A 21,781-nucleotide genomic window follows, 5' to 3' on the forward strand; every position below is an offset into this window, starting at 1 on the left:
ATGACCTACACCGGAGACGTCACGCCCGGCGGCGCGCCGGCCGTCCGCGAACTCGACCGGCTCACCATCACCAAGGTGTCGGTGGGGCCGATGGACAACAACGCCTACCTGCTGCGCTGCCGCGACAGCGGCGAGCAGGTGCTGATCGACGCCGCGAACGAGGCGCCCCGCCTGCTCGAACTGGTCGGTGACGGCGGCCTGGCCGCGGTGGTCACCACGCACCGGCACATGGACCACTGGGTGGCCCTGGAGGAGGTCGTCGCCAAGACCGGTGCCCGGGCGCTGGCGCACGCCGACGACGCCGAGGGGCTGCCGATCGACGTCGAGCCGCTGCACGAGGGCGACACGGTCACGGTCGGGGACTGCGCCCTGGAGGTGATCCACCTCAAGGGGCACACCCCGGGCTCGGTCGCGCTGCTCTACCGCGATCCGGCCGGCGTTCCGCACCTGTTCACCGGCGACTCCCTGTTTCCCGGCGGGGTCGGCAACACCGAGCAGGACCCGGAACGGTTCGGGCAGCTCATCGACGACGTCGAGCACAAGCTGTTCGACCGGCTGCCGGACGAGACCTGGTTCTACCCGGGGCACGGCAGGGACAGCACGCTCGGCGCGGAGCGGCCCGCGCTGCCGCAGTGGCGGGCCCGCGGCTGGTGACCGACCAGCCGCCACGAGTCCGGACGGCCGGCGGTGGTCAGGACCCGCCGGCCAGGCCCGGCCCGCTCAGGAGGCGACGTCCGCGCCGGTCATCGCGCGGAGCCGGCGCCGGGTGCCGATCAGCACCGGACCGGCGAGCAGCAGCCCGACCGCCATGGTGAGCACCGCCGGGCTCGGCGCCCCGGGCAGCAGCCCGGTCAGCGCCCGCGCGGTGGTGCCGAGCACCACGTAGAGGCCGGCCCAGAGCACCGCGCCGAGCGCGGCGCACGACACGAACCTGCGGTACGACATCCGCAGCCCGCCGGCGGCCAGGGGCAGCAGCGCGTTGAACACCGGCAGGAACGGCGCCACCAGCACCATCCGGCCGCCGCCGCGGCTCAGGATCGCCTCGGCGGCCGCCCAACGCGACTCGCCGATCCAGCCGCCCACCCGGCTGCGCCGCAGCCGCTCGCCCCAGCGCCGCCCGGCCAGGAAACTCAGCGACCAGCCGGCGAGGCAGCCGGCCACCACCGCCGCGACGGTGGCCGGCCCGCTCGCCGGCCGGCCGCCAACGACCGCGGCGAGCACCGCGGCGTCGCCGGGCACGAGCACGCCGAGCAGCGGTACGGCGTCGGCGAGCATGACCAGGCCGAGCATCCCCATCAGCAGACTGGTGGGGAGATCCCCGATCCGGGCCAGCAGATCCGTCATGCCCGCGACCCTACTCAGCAACGGGCCGCGCGCACATCCGGTCCGATCCCCCACCTGTCCCCTGATTCCGGCTCGGGGTCGTCCCCACGCCGTCGCGTTCAGCGGGGGCGCAGCACCTGGACCCGGCGTACCGGGGAGTCCACCGAAGGCTCGGTGGTGGGCACCGGGTAGCTGGCCACCACCTCCAGCCGGCCGGGTGGCAGGTGTCCCCGGTCCGGATCGCCGACCAGCACCTCGACGCCCCGGTCGGCGGCCCGTTGCAGGAACGGCAGCACCCGCTCGGCCAGCGCCGCCTCGTAGAGCACGTCGCCGGCCAGCAGCAGGTCGGTGGGCACGGTGGCGTCCAGCAGGTCGTCGCCGGTGGCCGCCACGTCCACCCGGTTGGCTTGCGCGTTGAGCGTGACGGCGGCGACCGCGTACGGGTCGATGTCGTTGGCGACCACCCGGTCGGCGCCGGCGAGCGCGGCGGCGATGGCCACCAGCCCGGATCCGGCGGCCAGGTCGAGCACCCGCCGGCCGGCGGCCAACTCGGGGTGGTCGAGCAGGTGGCGGGCCAGCGCCTGCCCACCGGCCCAGACCGAGGCCCAGTACGGCGGTGGCAACGGGCGGCCGGCCGCCGCCTCCATCCGGGCCCACCAGAGGATCGCGTCCTCGGCGAGGTGCAGCCGTACCTCGGGCACGAACGGCGGGGCGACCAGCCGGAGGCGGTCCGGGCCGCCGCCGGGCGCGGCGATCTCCCGTTCCAGGTCGGCCAGCGCCGTCTGTGCCCCCACCGGGGAAAGCATGCCGGGTGCCGGCCGGGCGCGGAGGGATTTTCCCGCTCGGGGCGTATTCACGAGGCGCGCCGGCACTTCCGCCAGCGGATCCCGGTTCGGACGGTTACTGTCGAGAAGGTACAGGGGCGAGCATCGGCCACGGCCGGTGCTCACCCGCTTTGAACAGGGAGAGACGCATGGCAACCGGCACGGTCAAGTGGTTCAACTCGGAAAAGGGCTTCGGCTTCATTGAGCAGGACGGCGGGGGGCCCGACGTGTTCGTCCACTACTCGGCCATCCAGAGCAGCGGCTACCGGGAGCTGCAGGAGGGCCAGAAGGTCGAGTTCGAGGTGACCCAGGGGCAGAAGGGTCCGCAGGCGGACAACGTCCACCCGCTGTAGTTCCGTGCCGGCGGCGGCGGTCGGAGGCCCGGCCGCCGCCGCAGCGCATGCTCAGACCGGGGTCGTCGGCAGGTCACGACGCCGCCGCAGCGGCCCGACCAGCATGATCAGCGGGGTCAGCGCCAGCCAGGCGGTCATCACCCGGATCGCCCCGGCCGGTCCCCACGCCGCGCCGAGCGCGCCGGCCAGCACGGCGGCCAGCGGGATGGTCCCGTAGTTCAGCAGATGCATGCTCACCGTCACCCGCCCCAGCAGGGCGTGCGGGGTGTACGTCTGCCGGAAACTGCCCTTGACCACGTTGCCCACGGCGACTCCCAGGCTGACCAGCGCGCCGCCGAACACGAGCCAGGCCACCCGCGGGCCCGGACCCGCCAGCGGGATGAGCAGCGCGGGCGGTCCGGTGGTCCCGGCGGCGAGCAGCAACGCGCGGGCGGAGCCGAGCCGGCGGGCCAGGACGGTGGCGAGGCCGGCGCCGACGATCCCGCCCACACTGGCCAGTCCGACCAGCAGGCCGACCAGCCCCGCCGGAAGTCCCGCAGAGCGGACCAGGAAGACCACCAGGACGGCCTGGTAGCCGGCGAGCCCGATGTTGCTGGCCGCCCCGAACACCGTCAGCACCCGCAGGTACGGGTCCCGGACGACGAACCGCAGTCCGTCCGCCACCTCGCGCCGTAATGAGGAGGGTCCGTCGCGGCGGGCGGGCCGCGGCTCGACCGTCCGGATGCGCCCCAGGCAGGCGGCGGAGACCAGGAAGCTCAGCGCGTCGAGCAGCACCGCGGCCACCGCACCGGCGAGTTGGGCGATCAGGCCGGCCAGCCCGGGGCCGACGAGGTAGCTCGCGGTCTGCGTGGCGTGCAGCTTCGCGTTCCCCTCCGGCACCTGCTCGGGCCGCAGCAGGGTGGGCAGGTAGACCTGGTCGGCGGTTTCGAAGAAGACCCGGGCCAGGCCGGCGCCCAGCGCCACGACGAGGAGCTGGCCGACGGTGAGCACGTCGAGCACGGCGGCCACCGGGACGCTGAGGAACAGCGCCGCCGAGACCAGGTCACAGGCGATCATCAGCGGGCGGCGGCGGACCCGGTCCACCCAGGCCCCGGCGGGCAGCCCGAACAGCAGCCACGGCAGCCAGGCCGCCGCGGTGAGGAACGCCACCTGGAACGTGGTCGCGTCCAGCACCGACACCGCGGCCAGCGGCAGCGCCACGGCGGTCACGTTGCTGCCGAGGGCGCTGACCGTCTGGCCGGCCCAGAGCAGCCGGAAGTCGCGGTGCCGGAACAGGCCGCCGCGTCGCCGCAGCACCGGCGTACGCGCCGGCGCGGCCTCGGCGAACGGGGCGGTCACGGCTGCCCTGGGACGCCGTGCGCGAACAGGAAGACCGGTTCCCGCCGTCGCCCGTCGTCCGGGACCGGCCGCTCGGCCCAGCGGGTGAACAGCGCGGTCACCTCGCGCTCCAGCTCGGCCAGTTCCTCGGGCGTCAGGTGCAACCAGCGGTCGGTGCTGAACGGCCCGTCACCCCAGGCGGCGTGGACCTCGTCGGGGGCGGCATGCCAGTCCCGGACGAGAGCGACGTGCCGATCGAGGTTGAGCGAGTTGGCGGCGTCGGCCGCCGCGCGGGCGGCGGGGTCGCCGTCGAAGTCGGTCTGGGACCAGCGCACCCCGCGGTTACGCAGCCGCCACCAGCGTTCCCGGCGGTCCCGGGCCAGTTCGGGCGCCTCGTCCACCAGTTCGGCCACGGCCAGCACCTTCAGGTGGTGGCTGACGTTGGCCGGCGCCTGGCCGGTCCGCTCGGCGAGCTGGCCGACCGTCGACGGGCCGTAGACCTTGAGCACGTCCATGAGGCGGCGACGCAACGGATGGGCGAGCGCCGCGAGGACGCGGGAGTCGGTGACGTGCCGGACCTCGGAATTCTCCATGCGCAGACTCTGACATCCGCAAGAAACATTGCGCAAGAGCTATTGCGGAAGTGTTCGCGGCCGACGACACGGCGCGGTGCGGCGACCGGATCGAGAGGCCGGCAGCCGGGACAGTTCGTCGCGGCAGCGGGCGACTACGGGCGAGCGGTGGACGGCGACGGCGCGAGCGGGAGCACGATGGCCGACGGATGCGCCGGGTCGTGCAGGATCTCCCGCCAACCAGCCCGAAGAGTGACGGCGGTGCCGAGCGGCTCCCCCGTTCCCGGGTTGCGCGCGTAGCGCGGATGGGCACCGCCGGAGACCTGGACCCGTAGCCGGTGCCCGGACGCGAGGCGGTGCGCCGCCGGCCAGAGGGTGACCGGCACCCGGACCACGCCGGAGGGGTCGGCCGGGAATCGGCCGGGGGCGACCCGGACCAGGCCGTCGCAGACGTTCCACGACCGGCCCCGCCGATCCACGTCACAGAGCCGTACGAAGACGTCCAGGTAGGACAACTCGCTACGGAGGTGGACCTCGGCGTGGACCGGGCCGAGTACCTCGACCGGCGCGTCCAGCGGGGCGCTGGTGTAGGTCAACACGTCCGGCCGGGCCTCCACGGGCCGGTTGTCCACCTTGCCGGCCCGCTGGGCGACCAGCAGCGGCCCGCCGAGCGACGGGGTGGGGTCGGCCGGGTCGTACCAGATCCGGTCGGGTGGCGACGGGGTCGGCGCGGCGGTGCCGAGGGCCCGGTCGGCGTGCAGGTGCCAGCGGGTCGGTACGGCCGGCGGCGGCCAGTCGGGCAGGTCCCGCCAGCCGCCGCCGTCACCGCCGACGTGCACCCGCACCGGGGCGCGGGGCGGCGCCGGGCGGCCGGCCAGATGCTCGTCCAGCCAGTCGAGGCCCTCGCGGAGGGCCGCCACGAGCAGCCCCGGGCTGCCGTGGGTCCACGGGCCGACGGCCAGCCGGGGCCGGGCGCCCGCCGCGCGGAGCCGGACGTAGTCGTCGAGCTGGGCCGGGAGGAAGATGTCCTGCCAACCGCTGACCATCAACACCGGTGCGCGCACCTCGGCGATGCGGTCGCCGAAGACGCGAGGCCGCCAGTAGTCCGCGTCGGGGGTGTGGTGGCGCAGCCACTCCTGGAAGAACGGCACGGTCACCCCGGTGGCGATCCGGTCGGCCTCGGCCAGCGGTAGGTGGGTCAGCGCCCGGACCAGCCGCGGCTGCCCCCGCCGCAGTTCCCACTGCCGGGCCAGCCACGGCACGGTCTGCGCCTGGAGCAGCTCCGCCCAGGTCAGCACGGTGTCCAGGGAGAACGACTCACCCGCGTACGTCGAGTCCCGGGTGGCCGAGGCCGTCGCCACCGCGACCATCGCGCGCAGCTCGTCGGCCGCTTCGGCGGCGAGCGCCCACTGCACAAAGCCCTGGTAGCTGGCGCCGAACATGCCGAACACCCCGGACCACCAGCGCTGCCGGCGCAGCCAGTCGAGGGTGTCCAGTCCGTCGTCGCGTTCGTGCACCAGCGGCGCGAACTCCCCGCCGGAGCCGTGCGTGCCCCGGCAGGACTGGATCACCACGTGGTAGCCGCGTTCGGCGGTGAGCCGGCCCAGCAGCCGCATCGGCCCGCCCCGCCCGTACGGGGTGCGGATCAGCACGGCGGGCGCGCCCGGCAGGTCCGGGGCGTAGTGGTCGGTGCGGAGCGTGACGCCGTCGCGGACCCGGACCGGGATGTCCCGGGTCACCGCGATCCGCCGGATCCGCGCGGCGGGCAGCCGCAGCGCCGTGGTGGCGAGCCGGGTGACGAGCCGGTCCACGGTCAGTCCGTGCTGCTTCCCGGGTCGACGGCGGCCTCCCGCCGGGCCGCCCGGACGGCGTCCCGGTGCTCCCGTGTCGAGACCACCATCTCGCTGATGAACCGGTGTACGACCTCCAGTTCCTCGTCGCTGAACCGGGCCATCACCTCGTCGTTACGGCGCCCGAGCGGGGCGAAGAAGCTGCGGGCCAGGGCTGCGCCCTGGTCGGCGTAGCGCAAGAGCACCTTGCGCCGGTCAGCGGTGTCCCGGTCGCGCCGGACGTGGCCGGCCCGTTCCAGCCGGTCGATCAGCGCGGTCACCGAGCCGGAGGAGAGGTTGAGCTGCTCCCCCAGGCGGCCCGGGGTGATCGGGCCACCGAGCAGTTCGGCGTCCAGCACGGCGAACAGCGCGTGCAGGTCGGTGGCGTTGAGCCCGTGCAGGCCGGCGAAGGCATGCCCGATGTGCTGCGCGTCCACGGAGTAGCGCCGCAGGTCACGGGTGATGTCCGCGATCATCTGCCCGCGCCGGCCGTCCGGCCGCTGATACCCGCCCTGGGCTGTCACGTCTGGTCGATTCCCCCTGTCCCTTCGGTTGCAGCATAGAGCAGCCGCCGATAATCTCGCTTGTCAAGATACTTGACCAGCAAGAGTTATCCGGCCACGATCACGTGAGGCACCGATGTCACTGTTCACCCGCGTCGCCCGGGGCCGGCTGGCCGCCTGGCTCACCGTGGCCGCCGCGCTCGTCGTCGGCGCGGTCGTCTTCGGGCTCCCCCGGCCGGACAACCCCGCCCCCGTCTCCACCACCGGCCTCTCCGTACGGTGGCAGTCGACCCAGGTCGAACGCCTGCAGGACCAACTGCCGACCAGCGAGATCCAGCCCGCGGTCGTCGTGGTCAGCCGCGACGACCGGGCCCCGCTGAGCGAGTCCGACCGGGCCGCCCTCGCCGACCGGTCGGCCGACCTGGCCCGACTCGCCGCCGGCGGCCAGGTCAGCCCGGCGCAGGTCTCCCCGGACGGCACCGTGGCCCTCCTCGCCGTGCCGCTGTCCACCGCCGGCGGCCAGCAGGCCGTGGTCGACGAGATCGCCCGCCTGCGTACCGCCGTGGCCGACCTGCCCGACGCGCTGACCGTGGAGGTCACCGGCGCGCCGGCCTTCACCGCCGACCTCACCAGGGTCTTCGACGGCGCCGACGTCACACTGCTCGCGGTGACCGCCACCGTCGTCGCGCTGCTGCTGCTCGTCACCTACCGCAGCCCGTTCCTGTGGATCGTGCCGCTGCTGGTGGTCGCCGCGACCGAACAACTCACGTTACGCGCCGTCGACACGATCGTGCCGGCGCTCGGGATCCACCTCCAGGAAGGCCAGGTCACCGGCATCGCGAGCGTCCTCGTGTTCGGCGCCGCCACCGACTACGCCCTGCTGCTGATCGCCCGCTACCGGGAGGAACTGCGCCGCGAGGAGAACCGGTTCACCGCGATGCGGGCCGCCCTGCGCCGCACCGCGGAACCGATCCTCGCCAGCGGTTCCACCGTCGTCCTCGGCGTACTCACCCTGCTGCTGTCCGAACAGGAGACCAACCAGGCGCTCGCGGTCGCCTGCGCCACCGGCGTGGTGTTCGCCATGCTCTCCGCGCTCTTCGTGCTCCCTGCCGTCCTGGTGATCTTCGGCCGAGGGCTGTTCTGGCCGTTCGTCCCCCGGGTCGGCAGCCCGGCGCGGGAGGGCCGCCTGTGGGGCCGGCTCGGCAGCGCCGTCGTCCGCCGCCCGGCACCGGTCGCGGCGCTCGCCACGCTGCTCCTCGCCGGCCTGGCCCTGGGCGGCCTCGGGGTACGCAGCGGCCTGTCGGAGACCGAGCGGTTCCGGGTGAAGCCGGAGGCGGTGGCCGGAGCGGAGACCCTCGCCCGGGCCTTCCCGGCCGGCACCACCCAACCGGTGGCCGTGCTCACCAACCCCGGCGCGACGCAGGCCGTGCTGGTCGCCGCCAGCACGGTCGACGGGGTCGCCGCCGCCCGGCCCGGGCCCGTCGGAGACCGGGTCGCCCAGGTCGACGTGGTGCTCACCGCCGAACCCGGCACCGCCGCCTCGGACCGGGCCGTGACGGCGCTGCGTGACGCCGTAGCCGCCGTACCGGACTCGGCGCCGCCCACGGTGGCCGGCGCGGACGCCCCGACGGGCGCGCTGGTCGGCGGTACGGTCGCCGCCGGCTACGACGCGCAGCAGGCGGACACGAAGGACCTGTGGCTGATCCTGCCGGTCATCCTGCTGCTCGTCGGGGCGGTGCTGGTGCTGCTGCTACGCGGCCTGCTGGCCCCGGTCCTGCTGGTGCTCACCGTCATCGCGTCGTTCTTCGCCAGCCTCGGCGCGGCGTGGCTGCTCTTCGACCACCTGCTGGGATTCCCGGCGCTGGACAGCGGCGTGCTGCTGCTCGCCTTCGTGTTCCTGGTGGCCCTCGGCGTGGACTACAACATCTTCCTGGTCACCCGGGCCCGCGAGGACGCCCGCCGCACCGGCACCCGGGCCGGCATGCTCTCCGCGCTGCGGGTCACCGGCGGCGTCATCACCAGCGCCGGTGTGCTGCTCGCGGCGGTCTTCGCCGTTCTGGGCGTACTCCCGCTGATCACCCTCACCCAGATCGGGATCATCGTCTGCCTGGGTGTGCTGCTGGACACCCTGCTGGTCCGGACGGTGCTGGTTCCGGCGCTGGCGTTCGTGCTCGGCGACCGGTTCTGGTGGCCGGGCCGCATCCGGCGGGTACCCGACGCCCCGGCCGAACCGGTGCCCGCCCAGCCGATCGGCACCCGGGACTGACCCCGGGAACGAGTGCGGGGCCCCGGACGGGGCCCCGCACTCGTCGTCAGCTCAGTAGCTCAGGCACTCGCACGTGTTCATCAACTCCCGCACGTTGTACACGTACTGCGGGTTCGGGATGGCGATCGGCTTGCCCTCCCGGGCCACCGCGCCGTGCCCGTAGTTGTACGCCGAGATGACCGCGTTGAGCAGGCACGAGTTCAACTCGCCGGTGCACAGCGAGGCGTCCAGCCGGTAGCGCATCTCGGGGGGCTCGTCGCCGAAGTACATGTCACCGATGTACTTGGTGAGCCAGGCGAGGTAGTTCGCCCCCAGGAAGGCGTTGTCCCGGTAGTCGTTGATGTCGTACGACTGGCCGAAGCGCTGGTTCATCCAGGTCGCGGTGCCCGGCATGACCTGCATCAGCCCGATGCCGCCGTCGCAGGCCACGATGTTGGACTGCCAGCCGCTCTCCTGCCAGGCCGTGGCCTTCACCAGCTTCAGTGGGATCTTGATGTCGGGCGCCGAGGTCGGCCAGTACGTCTTCGCGGCCGCGTCCGACAGCGCCGCCTTCACCTGGCTGGTGGTCGCCTTGGTGCCTCGGTAGCTGGGCTTGCAGTCGCTGTCCACCGGCTTCGGCGGGGGCGGCGGGACCTTCGTCTCGGTCGGCGGCTTCGGCTTGGTGAGCGGCCCGGTGGACGTCCGGGTGGGCTTCGGTTTCGGGCTGGACTTCGGCGTGGCGCTCGGGCTGGGCTTGGTGCTGGGCGCCACGCCCATCGCCTCGACCGCCGGCGGCGCCTCGGTCGGCTGGTCGGCCGCGACCTCGACGGGCACCTCGCTGGGCAGGTCGGCCGCCACTTCCGAGGGTGGGCGTTCCTCGCCCCCGCACCCGGCGATCCCGACCGCCAGCAGCAGCGCCACACTCGCCGTGGCCCACCGGCCGATTCCCCGACGCATCCGGTCCCTCCCCTGTGGCTGTCCGCCGCACCCTAGCAAGGATCGATGGGCCGGCGGGGGTCCCGCGTCGCCGCCCGGGGCGGGGGCGGCCGGGTCGGGTGGGCCGGCGGCGCCACCTCACCCGCGCCCTCCGGCTCCGCTGTGGACGGCCGGGCGGCCGCGCGGAGCGCCCGGCGCCGGGTGGCCCAGGCGACCATGAACACCATGGTCCAGGCCGCGCCGAGCAGCACGGACGTGGCGGTGCCGCTGGCCGTGCTCCACCCCAGGTACAGGCGGGCGCCACCGACGGCGAGCACCCCGGCGACGGCGCTCGTCCACACCGCCACCGCCGCCGGCCAGCGTCGGCCCCGGGACAGCAGCCAGGCCAGCGTGCCGAAGCTCGCCGTCACCACCGCGTTCTGGGCGGGGAACAGGACCCGGTCGTCGCCCGGGCCGATCAGGTCGGCGACCACCGCCAGCACGACCAGCGGGACGAACGCCCCCACCGAGCCGAGCACGCTGAGCAGGTCCGCCCGCCAGGGCCGGTGCCGCCAGGCCAGCGCCACGGCGACGACCGCCACCGCGATGATCAGGACCGACCCACGCAGCACCGAGAGCACGGTCGCCGCCACGTCCGCCACCCCATGGGTACGCCGGGCCGCGAACCAGTGGGCGATCAGCCCGTCGAGCACGGCCAGCCCGCTGTGCCGGACCACCGCCTCCAGCAGCACGGCGACGGCCAGCCCGACGGCGAACAGCAGCAGCAGGCCGACGACCAGATCGAGCAGCAACGTCCAGGTCGGCCCGACCCGCTCGGCGACCGCGAAGAACAGCACCCCGTACCGGGCGCGCAGCCAGCGGACCGGGGGCAGGGCTGCGGCCCGAGCGGCCAGCGCCCGCGCCGGGTCGGGGTTACGGCCGAGCCAACGGCCGGCCAGCACCACTCCGGCCAGGCAGAGCAACAGCAGCAGCACCGCGCCGGTGGCCTGGCCGAGCAGCCGGGACACCTGCCGGTACGACTCACCGGCGGCGTACCCGGCCAGCACGGACGCGCTGACCCAGCTGGCCACCCCGGCCAGGTTCCACGGCGCGAACCGCCGGTACGGCAGGCCCGCCGCCCCGGCCAACCGGGGTGCCAGGGTACGGGCGACGGCCACCCAGCGGGCGGCCAGGACGCCCCGACCGCCGAGCCGGTGCAGCAGGGAGTGGGCCCGCCGCCACCGGTCGGCGCCGATCCGGGCACCGAGGCCGGAGGCGCGCAGCCGGGGCCCGTACCGGCGGCCCGCCCGGAAGGCGAGTGTGTCTCCGATCACGGCAGCGGCCGTCATCAGCAGCAGCGCCGGGGCAAGCCGTAGCGTCCCCGCGTACGCTAGGAAACCGACCAGCAGCAGGGTCGCCTCACCCGGCACCAACAGTCCGACGATCACCGCGGTCTCACCAGCGACGATCATCGCGGCGACCAGGTAGATCAGCGGGGCCGGCAGCCCCTGCAGCCACGTCAGCAGGTCAGGCATCGGTCCCCCGCACGGGGCCAGCATGCCAGTCGCTGAACCGGTCGGGACAGCAGTTTCGGCAGAGATCCGGGCGGTCTCGGGGTGACCCCGGGGCGTCCATCGGCAACCGCAGACAGGAGTATGGAGTCTATGCAGCTTCGCACCGACCTCCGCAACGTCGCCATCATCGCCCACGTCGACCACGGCAAGACGACCCTGGTCGACGCCATGTTGCGGCAGGCCGGCGCCTACGGAGCCCGTGGTGAGGTCACCGAGCGGGTCATGGACTCGATGGACCTTGAGCGGGAAAAAGGCATCACCATCCTCGCCAAGAACACCGGCGTGCACTACCTGCCGGCGGACGGGTCCGACCCGGTCACCATCAACATCATCGACACTCCGGGCCACGCCGACTTCGGCGGCGAGGTCGAGCGCGGCCTGACCATGGTCGACGGGGTGATCCTGCTGGTCGACTCCAGCGAGGGCCCCCTGCCGCAGACCCGGTTCGTGCTCCGCAAGGCCCTCAAGGCCCGGATGCCGATCATCCTGGTGATCAACAAGGTGGACCGGCCCGACGCCCGGATCAAGGAGGTCGTGGACGACACCTACGAGCTCTTCCTCGACCTGGACGCCGACGAGGAGCAGATCGACTTCCCGATCGTCTACGCCTGCGCCCGGGACGGCATCGCCTCCCTCACCCAGCCGGCCGACGGCTCGGTTCCGCAGGACAGCCACAACCTGGAACCGCTGTTCCGCACCCTCCTCGACACCATCCCGCCGCCCGCGTACGAGGAGGACGCGCCGCTGCAGGCGCACGTCACCAACCTCGACGCCTCGCCGTTCCTCGGCCGCCTGGCGCTGTGCCGGGTCCGGCAGGGCACCATCAACAAGGGCCAGACGGTGGCCTGGTGCCGCACCGACGGCAGCACCCAGCGGGTCCGCATCTCCGAACTGCTGATGACCGAGGGCCTGGAGCGCAAGCCGGCCGAGTCCGCCGGGCCGGGCGACATCATCGCCGTCGCCGGCATCCCCGAGATCATGATCGGCGAGACCCTCGCGGACGCGGAGAACCCCGTCCCGCTGCCGCTGATCACCGTCGACGAGCCGGCCATCTCGATGACCATCGGCACCAACAACTCGCCGCTGGTCGGCCGGGTCAAGGGCGCCAAGGTCACCGCCCGCATGGTCAAGGACCGCCTCGACAAGGAACTGGTCGGCAACGTCTCGCTGCGGGTGCTGCCCACCGAGCGCCCCGACGCCTGGGAGGTGCAGGGCCGCGGCGAGCTGGCGCTGGCGATCCTGGTCGAGCAGATGCGCCGCGAGCAGTACGAGCTGACCGTCGGCAAGCCGCAGGTGGTCACCCGGGAGATCGACGGCCGGACCTGCGAGCCGGTCGAGCGGCTGACCATCGACGCCCCCGAGGAGTACCTCGGCGCGATCACCCAGCTCCTCGCGACCCGCAAGGGCCGGATGGAGCAGCTGGTCAACCACGGCACCGGCTGGATCCGGATGGAGTGGCTGGTCCCGGCCCGCGGCCTGATCGGCTTCCGTACCGAGTTCCTCACCGAGACCCGGGGCACCGGCATCCTGCACCACGTCTTCGAGTCGTACGAGCCGTGGTTCGGCGAGCTGCGCACCCGGGCCACCGGCTCGCTGGTCGCCGACCGCTCCGGCGCGGTCACCGCGTTCGCCATGACCAACCTCCAGGAGCGGGGCCAGCTCTTCGTCGAGCCCGGCACCGAGGTGTACGAGGGCATGATCGTCGGGGAGAACTCCCGCTCGGACGACATGGACGTCAACATCACCAAGGAGAAGAAGCTCACCAACATGCGCTCCTCGACCGCTGAGGAGACCGAGAAGCTGATCCCGCCGCGCAAGCTGTCGCTGGAGCAGGCCCTGGAGTTCTGCCGCGAGGACGAGTGCGTCGAGGTGACCCCCGCCGCGGTGCGCATCCGCAAGGTGATCCTCGACCAGACCCAGCGCGGCCGACTGGCCGCCCGCCGCAAGCACGCCGGCTGACCCGGCCCACCCACCGCACCCCGGAGCCCGGACCGCCCCCAGGCGGCCCGGGCTCCCCCATCTCCGCCCCAGCCGCGGCGGTTGATCAGGCGGCGGGTTTGGTGGCTTGGAGGGCCAGGACGTCGGGGACGGGGGTGGAGCCGGACTCCTGGACGCGGGTCACGGTCAGGCCGGCGGCGGTGACGGCGTTGAGCAGGTCCGCCAGGGGTAGGTGCCAGGCGCCCACCCGGGCCCGCACCCCGGTCGTGTTCCAGGACCGGAAGGTGCGCTCACGCTCGGCGTACCCGCCGTCGATGACGATCCGCCCCGGATCGGACCGGTCGGCGAACGCGCCACAGAAACACGGGTGCACGCCGACGTGCACGAAGCGACCGCCCGGAGCCAACACCCGGGCCGCCTCCGCGATCACCGCCGGATAGTCGGGCAGGTCGGTGTGCCCGAGCACGCAGGTCACCGCGGGCACGCTCGCGTCGGCGACCGGCAGCCGGGCCGCGTCCCCCCGGGCCACCGGCAACCGCCCGCGGGCGTGCCGCAACTGCCCGGCGGAGAGGTCCACCCCGACCGGGTCCCAGCCCAGCCGGCGCAGCTGCGCGGCGTGCACCCCGGTACCGCAGCACAGGTCCAGGCAGCGGCCCGGACCGGTGCCGAGCAGGCCGGCGAGCTGCCGACGGACCCGGTCCATGTAGTCGGCCGAGGTGTCGGAGGCGTACTCCTCGTACCAGTCGGCGATGGCGTCGTACGCGGCGGTCGTCATTCGCGCACACTAGATCGGCCACCGGCCCGACCGCAGCCCCCACCGGCGGTGATGATCCGCTACGGTCACCGGCATGACCTGGGAGGATCTCGACGCGCGTCTCGACAGGGTGCCCGGCACCATCTCCGTGTACGTGGGCCGGCTGGGCGCCCGGCCCACGTGGACCCGGCGGGCCGACGCCACCCACTACGCGGCCAGCACCATGAAGGCGGCCGTGCTGGTGGCGCTGTACCGCGCCGCCGAAGCCGGCCGGCTGGATTTGGACGACCCGGTCCCGGTGCGCAACGGCTTCGACTCGGCGCTGGCGGGCGCACCCCGCTTCGCCAACGACCAGGACTACGACAACGACGAGGCGGTCTGGGCACGCGTCGGCGGCAACGCACCACTGCGCTGGCTCGCGGAACGCATGATCATCCGATCCAGCAACCTGGCCACCAACATCGTCATCGACCACGTCGGACTGCCCGCGGTGGCCGAGGCGTGGACGCTCGCCGGGGCACGGCACAGCGTCACCGGCCGGGGCATCGAGGACTCCGCCGCCCGCGAGTCGGGCATCGACAACCTGGTCACCGCCGCCGACCTGGCCGCCCTGCTCGGCGAACTGGCCCTCGGCGCGCGGCGACCCGGCCCGCTGGCCTCCCCCGCCGGCTGCGCGTCCATGCTGGACGTGCTGTTCGCCCAGGAACACCGGGAGGACCTCGCCGCCGGGCTGCCCGAGGGGACCCGCATCGCGCACAAGAACGGCTGGATACGCGGCATCCGGCACGGCGCCGGCGTGGTCTTCCCGGCCGACGCCCCGCCGTACACGATCGTCGTCTGCACCACCACCGACCTGGCCGACGGCGGCCCGAGCGGCGAGGAGACCGACGACGCCTGCCGCCTGATCGCGGACATCTCCGCCCAGGTGTGGGCGGCCCGGCACGAGCTGGCCGACTGACCCGACGCGGGCCGCCGACGCACCGGCGGCCCGCTCACTCCAACAGGTTCGCGCGCAGCGCGGCGACCGTCGCGTCGTCCACCCCCAACCCGTCCCGCAGATACGCCCCGAACGAGCCGTGCACCCGCCGCACCTCGTCGTACGCGGCGTCCAGATATTGCGGCCGCACCTCCAGCAGCGGCCGCGCGACCGCCGGATCCAGGTCCGACCGGTGACGGGTCATCGCCGCGAGCAGCACCTCGCGCAGGCTCTCGGTCAACTCGTTGTGCCGCAGGTAGTCGGCCCGGATCACCGCCTCATCCACGCCGAGGGCGGTGAGCAGCACCACCGACAGCCAGCCCGTCCGGTCCTTGCCGGCCGAGCAGTGGAACAGCAGCGGCAGGTTCGCCCCGTCGGCCGCCAGCCGCACCGCCGCGCCGAACCCGGCCCGGGCCGACTCCCCGGTGACGAACCACCGGTAGATCGCGGCCATCGCCGCCGGCATCCCCTCCCGGGCCAGCTCGTCGTACGCGTCCAGGTCGTGACCGAGCAGCACCGCCGAGACGTACGTGAACACCGGGTGGGCCGCGTCGTACACCGGCAGGTGCACCACCCGCGGCTCCCCGACGAGCCGGTCCGGCGGCGCGACCACCTGCTCGGTGCCGTGCCGCAGGTCCACCACACAGGCCGGCGCCAGCTTGCCCAGCACCGGCAGGTCGTCGTCGGTGAGCCGGCCCAGCGCGGCGGTGCGGATCAGCCGGCCCGGGCGTACCCGCCGCCCGTCCGCGGCGGGCAGACCGCCCAGGTCACGGGCGTTCGGCGCGCCCACCAGTTCCCAGTCCCGTGCTGCCATCGGCCCTCCCCGGTCCTCGGCCACCTGTTTATAGAGTGCAGCACATGACCATCGCCGCGGTACGCACCCATCGGCTCTCCGCCCCCTTACACACCCCGTTCGTCACCGCCCTGCGCCGCACGACCACGGTGGACACCCTGGTCGTCGAGGTGGTCGACGCAGACGGACGGTCCGGGTTCGGCGAGGCCCCCCAGGTCTGGCAGGTCACCGGGGCGTCCATCGCCGGCGCCGAGGCGTGCGTACGGGACGTCCTCGCGGCCACGTTGACCGGACGGGACGCCGACGACCTCCAGGCCCGCTGCACCGAGGTACGCCGCGCGGTGGCCGGCAACGAGTCCGCCAAGGCGGCCGTTGACGTCGCCCTGCACGACCTGGCCGCGCGGCGGCTCGGCGTACCCCTGGTGCGGCTGCTCGGCGGCACGTCGCTGCGGGTGCCGACGGACGTCACTTTGGCCGCCGGCGACGCGGTCGACCTGGCCGCCGCCGCGCAGCGGCGCCGGGGCGAGGGCTTCACGGTGCTCAAGCTGAAGGTCGGCACCGACGCCCGGAGCGATCTCGACCGGGTCCGCGCGGTCCGCGCCGCGGTCGGCCCGGACGTCCGTATCCGGCTGGACGCCAACCAGGGTTGGACGCCGCGCGACGCGGTCCGGGTCATCCGCGGCATCGAGGACGCCGGGCTCGACGTCGAACTGGTCGAGCAGCCGGTGCACCGCCGGGACCTGGACGGGCTCGCCTGGGTCAGCGACCGGGTCGACCTGCCGATCCTCGCCGACGAGTCGGTCTTCGACGTCCGCGACCTGGTCGAGGTGATCCGCCGCCGGGCCGCCGACATGGTGAACGTCAAGCTGGCCAAGTGCGGCGGCCTGCACGCCGCGCGGACGCTGCTCGACCTGGCCGCCGCCCACGGGATGGGCACCATCGTCGGCTCCATGATGGAGAGTCCGGTGGGCGTGGGCGCCGCGGCCAGCCTGGTCGCCGCGTACGGCACCAGCGCCGTCTCCGACCTGGACGCCGCCTGGTGGCTGGCCTCGTCTCCGGTGCGCGGCGGGATCCGGTACGACGGCGCGAACGTCCTGCTGCCGGACGCGCCCGGCCTCGGCATCTCGGACGTGAGTGAAGCTAAGGTTCAGCCGCAGTGTTGAGGGTTGGTAGTTTTCTTCATAGGCTCGCCACAGCGGGGGCGAGCTGAGGGGTGGACATGGAGCTGCAACCGGGCCGCGAGGCCCTCGTCCGGGTCCCGGTGGCGACCCTCTGGGCCGCACCGGAGGCGGTCCGGCCCGTCGACCGCCCCGCGCTGGCCGACCCGCCGGACATCGCCGCCTGGGTCGCCGGCATGAACCGCGACCAACAGGTCGACGAATGCATGCTCAGCCAACTGCGGCTGGGTGAACGGGTGCTCGTCACCGAGGTGCGCACCGACGGCTGGAGCCAGGTGATCGCCCTGGACCAACCCGCCGGCAAGCTCGACCGGCGCGGCTACCCCGGCTGGCTGCCCGCCGCCCACCTGGCCGCCGCGCCGGAGACCGGCTCGTCAACCAACCCGCTGGTGGTCGACGCCCTGCTCACCGCGCTGCGCGTCGCCCCGGACGGCCCGGTGGCGCTGCCCGGTGTGGTCCTCGGCACCCGACTCGCTCCGGCCGGCCGGCCGGTGGACGGGTGGCGGCCGGTCCACGTGCCCGGCCGGGTCGACCCGCTCTGGGCGCCCGAGGGCGACGTCGTGCCACTGCCCACCGAGCGGCCGGCGCCCAAGGAGGTGCTGGCCGCCGCCGAGCGGCTGCACGGCCTGATCTACCTCTGGGGCGGTGTCTCCAGCCACGGGATCGACTGCTCCGGCCTGGTGCACCTGGCCTGGGGGCGATACGCGGTGACGCTGCCCAGGGACGCCGACGACCAGGCCGAGGCGACCACTCCCCTGGCGCTGGGCGAGGAACGCCCCGGCGACCTCTATTTCTTCGCCCGGCCGGGCCGCCGGATCCACCACGTCGGCATCGTCAGCAGCGAGCCGCACGGGGAGGTCCGGCGGATGCTGCACGCCTGCTACCTCCAGCGCCGGGTGGTGGAGGAGCGGCTTCCCCCCGAACGGGAGGCCACGCTGGTCGGCGTCCACCGCGTCTGACCCCGTACCGGAAAACGGGCGCTCCCGACGGCGGGAGCGCCCGTGTCCGCACGGTCAGCCCCGGGCTCGGGCCAGTTCGCGGCGCCGGTCCCGGGCCGACTTGAACAGGCTGGCCGCGGTGGCGATCGCCAGCGTGCCGAGGATCACGGCCAGCGAGAGCCAGATCGGGATGTGCGGGGCCCAGGCCACGTGCCGGCCGTCGTTGATGAACGGCAGGTTGTTGTCGGCCAGGGCCTCCAGGACCAGCTTCACGCCGATGAAGCCGAGCACCACGGCGAGGCCGTAGCTGAGGTAGATCAGCCGGTCCAGCAGCCCGCCGAGCAGGAAGTAGAGCTGTCGGAGCCCCATCAACGCGAACACGTTCGCGGTGAAGACCAGGTACGCCTCCTGGGTGATGCCGAAGATCGCCGGAATCGAGTCGAGGGCGAAGATCAGGTCGGTGGTGCCGATGGCGATCATCACGACCAGCATCGGGGTGAACAGCCGCCGCCCGTTCTCCCGGGTGGTCATTCGCGCGCCGTCGAAACCCCGGGACAGCGGCAGCGCCTTGCGGCTCCACCGGATCAGCACGTTCTCCTTGAACTCGCCCTCGTCCGGCTCGCCCTGCCGGGCCAGGTTGATCGCGGTGTAGATCAGGAACGCGCCGAAGAGGTAGAAGACCCAGGAGAACTGGGCGAGCAGGGCGGCACCGGCGGCGATGAAGCCGCCCCGCATGAGCAGCGCGAGCAGGATGCCGACGAGCAGCACCTTCTGCTGGTACGGCCGGGGCACCGCGAAGCGGCCCATGATGATCACGAAGACGAACAGGTTGTCCACCGAGAGGCTGTACTCGGTGAGCCAGCCGGTGTAGAACTGGCCGGCGATGCTGGGCCCGGCGGTGAGCCAGAGCCCGCCGCCGAAGAGCAGGGCCAGCCCGACGTAGAAGGCGACCCACAGGCTCGACTCACGGACGCTGGGCTCGTGCGGGCGCCGACCGATGATGAAGAGGTCGGCGAGCAGCACCGCGGTCAACGCGACCAGGGTCCCGGCCCACACCAATCCGGACACGTTCAATTCCATCCTCCGGCAGACACGCAGCGTCGGGCACACCGTACGCCGGGTGAGGGGCCGGGGTGCGTCGACGCTGACTCTGGTGACTGTCGGAGGTCTCTTCCGCCAGCGACCCGGGTGCGGGCCACTGACCGACGGAGCCGGGTCGTAGCACCGGGGGCCGGTGTTTTCTTCCGTGCTGACGACTCCGTCGCGGGGGAATACTCCCCTCCTCGGGCGCCATTCTTCACCATCGACGCCGCGTCGCGCACCTCCGGGGGCGAGGTTTGCCGGTGAAGCAGGTTCGGGAGGCCACATCCCGCAGGGCGTCCTAGGAGGCTAGGTGCTGCCCCCGTCGGTGCCGATCCCCGGGACAGCACCTACCCGGGGCGTACCGGCCGGTGCGGGGCGTGCGAGGCTTCGCGCATGGTTCTTGAGGTCGCGCTGATCGACGTTACGCCCGGACACGAGGACGACTTCGCCGCCGCGTACGCGCAGGCGTACCCGATCCTCAGCGGCACCGACGGCTGCCGTTCGGTGCGGATGACCCGGGGTGTGGAGTCGCCGTCCCGGTTCGTGCTGCTCGTGGAGTGGGACTCGGTAGAGGCGCACGACGTCAACTTCCGGCAGAGCGAGCGGTTCCCGCAGTGGCGGGGGCTGATCGGCCCGTACTTCGCCAACCCACCGCTGGTCGAGCACTTCATCGACGTTCCGGCCTGAGGCTGTCGTACCCGTCGCATAGCCTGCGCGAGACGCGCCGGCCACCGATCCCGACGGCATCGGGGGCGCCGGGCCCGGTGGCCGCGCGGCGGTATTCGGTTGCGAGCCCGACCCGCGGCCGATTGACTGCCGGCCATGGATCGGGTGGCTCTGGTGACCGGCGTCAGCCGGCGGGTCGGCATCGGCGCGGCGGTGGCCCGCACCCTCGCGGCGGACGGATGGCGGCTGTCGCTGACCGGGCTGCCCGGCTACGACGACGCCCAGCCCTACGGCGGCGACCCGGACGGAGTGCCGGCGCTGCTGGCCGAGCTGGACGCCGACGTGGCCTACCTACCGGTCGACCTGCTCGACCCGGCCGCCCCGGCCGAACTGGTCACCGAGACGGTACGCCGGCACGGGCGGATCGACGCGGTGGTGGCGGTGCACGCGTACTCCACCGAGACCCCGCTGGGCGGGCTCGACGCCGCCGAGATCGACCGGCACCTGCTGGTCAACGTCCGAGCGACGCTGCTGCTCGCGGAGGCGTTCGCGGCCGCCCACCCCGGCGGGGACGGTGGCCGGCTGGTGCTCTTCTCCAGCGGACAGCGGCTCGGGCCGATGCCGGGCGAGCTGGCATACGCGGCCAGCAAGGCGGCCGTGGAAAATCTCGTGGTCCAGCTGTCGCCGCTGCTGATGCCGAAGGGCATCACGGTCAACTGCGTCAACCCCGGGCCGACCGACACCGGCTACGCCGATCCGCAGCGGCTGGCCGGGGTGACCCGCCTCTTTCCCGGCGGCCGATGGGGCACCCCGGAGGACGCCGCCCGGCTGGTCCGCTTCCTCTGCTCGCCCGACGCCGGCTGGATCACCGGCCAGGTGATCGACTCCGAGGGCGGTTTCCAGCGGCACACCTGACCGCCCTCCCGCGACAGCCACCCCCGGCCGCTCAACGCGCTCCGGGAGCGGACCACCTCACGGCTCGATGGCCGGGCCGTGAGGTGGATCGGCGGCCGGGCCGTCGCGCGGGTCGGTGGCCGGGTCGTCCCTTGAATCGGTGGCCGCGCCGTCGCGCGGGCGGGGCACGAGCACCTGTCCGAGCCGGCGCGCCAGCAGGTCGGCCGTCTCCTCCGCCGGCAGCGCCGCCGCCAGCAGCCAGTCGACCAGCCGCTCGTACCGGGCGACGTCGGCCTCGGCGATCAGCCGCAGGTCGGTGGTGAGGGTCTCCACCAGCACCGTGCGCGGATCCGCCGGATCCGGGTACGCGTAGTGGGAGAAGGCGGTCAGCGGATGGACACCCCCGTGCGGGGCGGCGTCCCTGGCCAACAGCCGGATGGTGACGTGCGGTCGATCGGCCAGCGCGAGCAGGTGCCGCAACTGCTCCCGCCAGACATCGGCCGGCAGGCCGCCCGGGTCGCAGACCCGCTCGTCGAGCAGGGCCGTGTAGTGGGGCGCGTCCGGTCGGTGCAGCGCCTCCTGGCGCACCGCGCGGGCCCGTACGTCCGCCTCCACGTCCACATCCTCGTGCAGCAGCGCCCCGGCGGCGACCCGCAGGCGGGTGTACGCCGGGGTCTGGAGCAGCCCCGGCACGACCGCGGGCTGGTATTCGACGATACGGGCGGCGCCCGCCTCCAGTTCCGCGTACGCCCGCTGCCGCTCGCCCATCTCGCCGAGGGCGCGGGACCAGCCCCGACCGGTGGCGGCGTCCCGGGCGATGACGATCAACTCATCTCGCTGGCCGGGCGGCACCCCGTAGACGTCGAGCAGGTCGAGCACGTCGGCCAGGTCCGGCCGGCTCTGACCCAGCTCGATGCGGGACAGCTTGGACGTGGACGCCCAGCCGAGCCGGCCACAGACCTGCTCCAGGGTGAGCGCCTGGCGGCGGCGCAGCCGGCGCAGCTCCGCGCCAAGCCGCGCCCGCCGCACGACAGGACTTGCTGACAACGGCATGCGAGCCTCCCATCGAGGGAGACTACGCACCAACAATCACGGACGGCAATACA

The 21,781-nt window shown here is 73.6% G+C and carries 21 protein-coding genes; 9 read left to right on the top strand and 12 right to left on the bottom strand.

The genetic code is table 11. The annotated features are described in order from the left end of the window. Complete coding sequence (locus tag GA0070604_RS22220) at nt 1–654, top strand: MBL fold metallo-hydrolase (protein ID WP_091121860.1); 654 nt, start codon at nt 1–3, stop codon at nt 652–654. 66 nt (nt 655–720) lie between these two features. On the opposite strand, the gene GA0070604_RS22225 is transcribed toward GA0070604_RS22220, so the two are convergent. Continuing rightward, entirely contained in the window at nt 721–1,344 is a 624-nt protein-coding gene (locus GA0070604_RS22225; RefSeq protein ID WP_091121863.1) for a DedA family protein, read from the bottom strand. A gap of 98 nt (nt 1,345–1,442) precedes the next feature. Further along, nucleotides 1,443–2,129, bottom strand: coding sequence for a class I SAM-dependent methyltransferase (locus GA0070604_RS22230; RefSeq protein ID WP_377592130.1), 687 nt, complete (start codon nt 2,127–2,129; stop codon nt 1,443–1,445). 167 nt (nt 2,130–2,296) lie between these two features. Here GA0070604_RS22230 and GA0070604_RS22235 point away from each other — a divergent pair, with 167 nt between their 5' ends. Next, nucleotides 2,297–2,500, top strand: a complete 204-nt coding sequence (locus GA0070604_RS22235; RefSeq protein WP_091121867.1) for a cold-shock protein — start codon at nt 2,297–2,299, stop codon at nt 2,498–2,500. 51 nt (nt 2,501–2,551) lie between these two features. Here the strand turns inward: GA0070604_RS22235 and GA0070604_RS22240 are convergent, their stop codons facing one another. The 4 genes from GA0070604_RS22240 to GA0070604_RS22255 all read right to left on the bottom strand — a co-directional run bounded on the left by GA0070604_RS22240 (nt 2,552) and on the right by GA0070604_RS22255 (nt 6,694). Continuing rightward, nucleotides 2,552–3,838: an MFS transporter gene (locus tag GA0070604_RS22240; RefSeq protein ID WP_244162045.1), complete on the bottom strand. Its 1,287-nt coding sequence runs from the start codon at nt 3,836–3,838 to the stop codon at nt 2,552–2,554. After that, a complete protein-coding gene (locus GA0070604_RS22245) occupies nt 3,835–4,410 on the bottom strand; it encodes an ArsR/SmtB family transcription factor (RefSeq protein ID WP_091121871.1) in 576 nt (191 codons plus the stop codon). Before GA0070604_RS22245 ends, GA0070604_RS22240 begins: the two co-directional genes overlap by 4 nt. A 134-nt stretch (nt 4,411–4,544) precedes the next feature. Further along, on the bottom strand, nt 4,545–6,200 hold the full coding sequence (locus tag GA0070604_RS22250) for a CocE/NonD family hydrolase (RefSeq protein ID WP_091121875.1): 1,656 nt from the start codon (nt 6,198–6,200) through the stop codon (nt 4,545–4,547). 2 nt (nt 6,201–6,202) lie between these two features. Further along, on the bottom strand, nt 6,203–6,694 hold the full coding sequence (locus tag GA0070604_RS22255; protein ID WP_208602332.1) for a MarR family winged helix-turn-helix transcriptional regulator: 492 nt from the start codon (nt 6,692–6,694) through the stop codon (nt 6,203–6,205). Nucleotides 6,695–6,857: 163 nt separating this feature from the next. Here GA0070604_RS22255 and GA0070604_RS22260 point away from each other — a divergent pair, with 163 nt between their 5' ends. Then, nucleotides 6,858–8,987 carry an MMPL family transporter gene (locus GA0070604_RS22260; RefSeq protein ID WP_091121882.1) on the top strand — a complete coding sequence of 710 codons (2,130 nt, stop codon included), beginning with the start codon at nt 6,858–6,860 and terminating at the stop codon, nt 8,985–8,987. A 51-nt stretch (nt 8,988–9,038) separates the two neighbouring features. On the opposite strand, the gene GA0070604_RS22265 is transcribed toward GA0070604_RS22260, so the two are convergent. Beyond that, the gene (locus GA0070604_RS22265) at nt 9,039–9,923 is read right to left on the bottom strand and encodes a lytic transglycosylase domain-containing protein (protein ID WP_091121886.1); all 885 of its coding nucleotides are present in this window, start codon (nt 9,921–9,923) and stop codon (nt 9,039–9,041) included. A gap of 32 nt (nt 9,924–9,955) precedes the next feature. Then, nucleotides 9,956–11,416, bottom strand: a complete 1,461-nt coding sequence (locus tag GA0070604_RS22270) for a DedA family protein (RefSeq protein ID WP_091127331.1) — start codon at nt 11,414–11,416, stop codon at nt 9,956–9,958. A 129-nt stretch (nt 11,417–11,545) separates the two neighbouring features. On the opposite strand from GA0070604_RS22270, the gene typA reads away from it, so the two are divergent. Beyond that, nucleotides 11,546–13,414 (top strand): translational GTPase TypA, encoded by a 1,869-nt coding sequence (gene typA / locus GA0070604_RS22275; protein WP_091121889.1) that lies wholly within the window; start codon nt 11,546–11,548, stop codon nt 13,412–13,414. 85 nt (nt 13,415–13,499) lie between these two features. Here the strand turns inward: typA and GA0070604_RS22280 are convergent, their stop codons facing one another. Next, on the bottom strand, nt 13,500–14,168 hold the full coding sequence (locus GA0070604_RS22280) for a class I SAM-dependent methyltransferase (protein WP_091121892.1): 669 nt from the start codon (nt 14,166–14,168) through the stop codon (nt 13,500–13,502). Nucleotides 14,169–14,241: 73 nt separating this feature from the next. Between GA0070604_RS22280 and GA0070604_RS22285 the strand changes: the two genes are divergently transcribed. Further along, nucleotides 14,242–15,105, top strand: a complete 864-nt coding sequence (locus tag GA0070604_RS22285) for a serine hydrolase (protein WP_091121895.1) — start codon at nt 14,242–14,244, stop codon at nt 15,103–15,105. Between the two features lie 34 nt (nt 15,106–15,139). On the opposite strand, the gene GA0070604_RS22290 is transcribed toward GA0070604_RS22285, so the two are convergent. Further along, nucleotides 15,140–15,937 carry a tyrosine-protein phosphatase gene (locus tag GA0070604_RS22290; protein WP_091121899.1) on the bottom strand — a complete coding sequence of 266 codons (798 nt, stop codon included), beginning with the start codon at nt 15,935–15,937 and terminating at the stop codon, nt 15,140–15,142. 44 nt (nt 15,938–15,981) lie between these two features. Between GA0070604_RS22290 and GA0070604_RS22295 the strand changes: the two genes are divergently transcribed. Next, nucleotides 15,982–17,079: a mandelate racemase/muconate lactonizing enzyme family protein gene (locus GA0070604_RS22295; protein WP_091121902.1), complete on the top strand. Its 1,098-nt coding sequence runs from the start codon at nt 15,982–15,984 to the stop codon at nt 17,077–17,079. Between the two features lie 56 nt (nt 17,080–17,135). Beyond that, a complete protein-coding gene (locus GA0070604_RS22300) occupies nt 17,136–18,053 on the top strand; it encodes a C40 family peptidase (RefSeq protein WP_091121906.1) in 918 nt (305 codons plus the stop codon). A 54-nt stretch (nt 18,054–18,107) separates the two neighbouring features. Here GA0070604_RS22300 and GA0070604_RS22305 read toward each other — a convergent pair whose 3' ends face one another. After that, entirely contained in the window at nt 18,108–19,106 is a 999-nt protein-coding gene (locus GA0070604_RS22305; protein WP_091121910.1) for a TerC family protein, read from the bottom strand. Nucleotides 19,107–19,508: 402 nt separating this feature from the next. Here GA0070604_RS22305 and GA0070604_RS22310 point away from each other — a divergent pair, with 402 nt between their 5' ends. Both GA0070604_RS22310 and GA0070604_RS22315 read left to right on the top strand, forming a co-directional pair. Continuing rightward, complete coding sequence (locus tag GA0070604_RS22310; RefSeq protein WP_091121914.1) at nt 19,509–19,802, top strand: antibiotic biosynthesis monooxygenase family protein; 294 nt, start codon at nt 19,509–19,511, stop codon at nt 19,800–19,802. Between the two features lie 135 nt (nt 19,803–19,937). Next, nucleotides 19,938–20,696, top strand: a complete 759-nt coding sequence (locus GA0070604_RS22315; protein WP_091121918.1) for an SDR family oxidoreductase — start codon at nt 19,938–19,940, stop codon at nt 20,694–20,696. Nucleotides 20,697–20,753: 57 nt separating this feature from the next. Here the strand turns inward: GA0070604_RS22315 and GA0070604_RS22320 are convergent, their stop codons facing one another. Further along, nucleotides 20,754–21,728 (bottom strand): DUF5753 domain-containing protein, encoded by a 975-nt coding sequence (locus tag GA0070604_RS22320; RefSeq protein WP_091121923.1) that lies wholly within the window; start codon nt 21,726–21,728, stop codon nt 20,754–20,756. Nucleotides 21,729–21,781: the final 53 nt, after the last annotated feature.

The organism is Micromonospora eburnea (assembly GCF_900090225.1).
Classification (GTDB): Bacteria; Actinomycetota; Actinomycetes; order Mycobacteriales; family Micromonosporaceae; genus Micromonospora; species Micromonospora eburnea.

Coding starts and splice junctions, on each gene's coding strand:
- GA0070604_RS22220 (WP_091121860.1), top strand. CDS start 1: ATGACCTACACCGGAGACGTCACGCCCGGCGGCGCGCCGGCCGTCCGC.
- GA0070604_RS22225 (WP_091121863.1), bottom strand. CDS start 1,344: ATGACGGATCTGCTGGCCCGGATCGGGGATCTCCCCACCAGTCTGCTG.
- GA0070604_RS22230 (WP_377592130.1), bottom strand. CDS start 2,129: ATGCTTTCCCCGGTGGGGGCACAGACGGCGCTGGCCGACCTGGAACGG.
- GA0070604_RS22235 (WP_091121867.1), top strand. CDS start 2,297: ATGGCAACCGGCACGGTCAAGTGGTTCAACTCGGAAAAGGGCTTCGGC.
- GA0070604_RS22245 (WP_091121871.1), bottom strand. CDS start 4,410: ATGGAGAATTCCGAGGTCCGGCACGTCACCGACTCCCGCGTCCTCGCG.
- GA0070604_RS22255 (WP_208602332.1), bottom strand. CDS start 6,694: ATGATCGCGGACATCACCCGTGACCTGCGGCGCTACTCCGTGGACGCG.
- GA0070604_RS22260 (WP_091121882.1), top strand. CDS start 6,858: ATGTCACTGTTCACCCGCGTCGCCCGGGGCCGGCTGGCCGCCTGGCTC.
- GA0070604_RS22265 (WP_091121886.1), bottom strand. CDS start 9,923: ATGCGTCGGGGAATCGGCCGGTGGGCCACGGCGAGTGTGGCGCTGCTG.
- GA0070604_RS22270 (WP_091127331.1), bottom strand. CDS start 11,416: ATGCCTGACCTGCTGACGTGGCTGCAGGGGCTGCCGGCCCCGCTGATC.
- typA (WP_091121889.1), top strand. CDS start 11,546: ATGCAGCTTCGCACCGACCTCCGCAACGTCGCCATCATCGCCCACGTC.
- GA0070604_RS22280 (WP_091121892.1), bottom strand. CDS start 14,168: ATGACGACCGCCGCGTACGACGCCATCGCCGACTGGTACGAGGAGTAC.
- GA0070604_RS22285 (WP_091121895.1), top strand. CDS start 14,242: ATGACCTGGGAGGATCTCGACGCGCGTCTCGACAGGGTGCCCGGCACC.
- GA0070604_RS22290 (WP_091121899.1), bottom strand. CDS start 15,937: ATGGCAGCACGGGACTGGGAACTGGTGGGCGCGCCGAACGCCCGTGAC.
- GA0070604_RS22295 (WP_091121902.1), top strand. CDS start 15,982: ATGACCATCGCCGCGGTACGCACCCATCGGCTCTCCGCCCCCTTACAC.
- GA0070604_RS22300 (WP_091121906.1), top strand. CDS start 17,136: ATGGAGCTGCAACCGGGCCGCGAGGCCCTCGTCCGGGTCCCGGTGGCG.
- GA0070604_RS22310 (WP_091121914.1), top strand. CDS start 19,509: ATGGTTCTTGAGGTCGCGCTGATCGACGTTACGCCCGGACACGAGGAC.
- GA0070604_RS22315 (WP_091121918.1), top strand. CDS start 19,938: ATGGATCGGGTGGCTCTGGTGACCGGCGTCAGCCGGCGGGTCGGCATC.
- GA0070604_RS22320 (WP_091121923.1), bottom strand. CDS start 21,728: ATGCCGTTGTCAGCAAGTCCTGTCGTGCGGCGGGCGCGGCTTGGCGCG.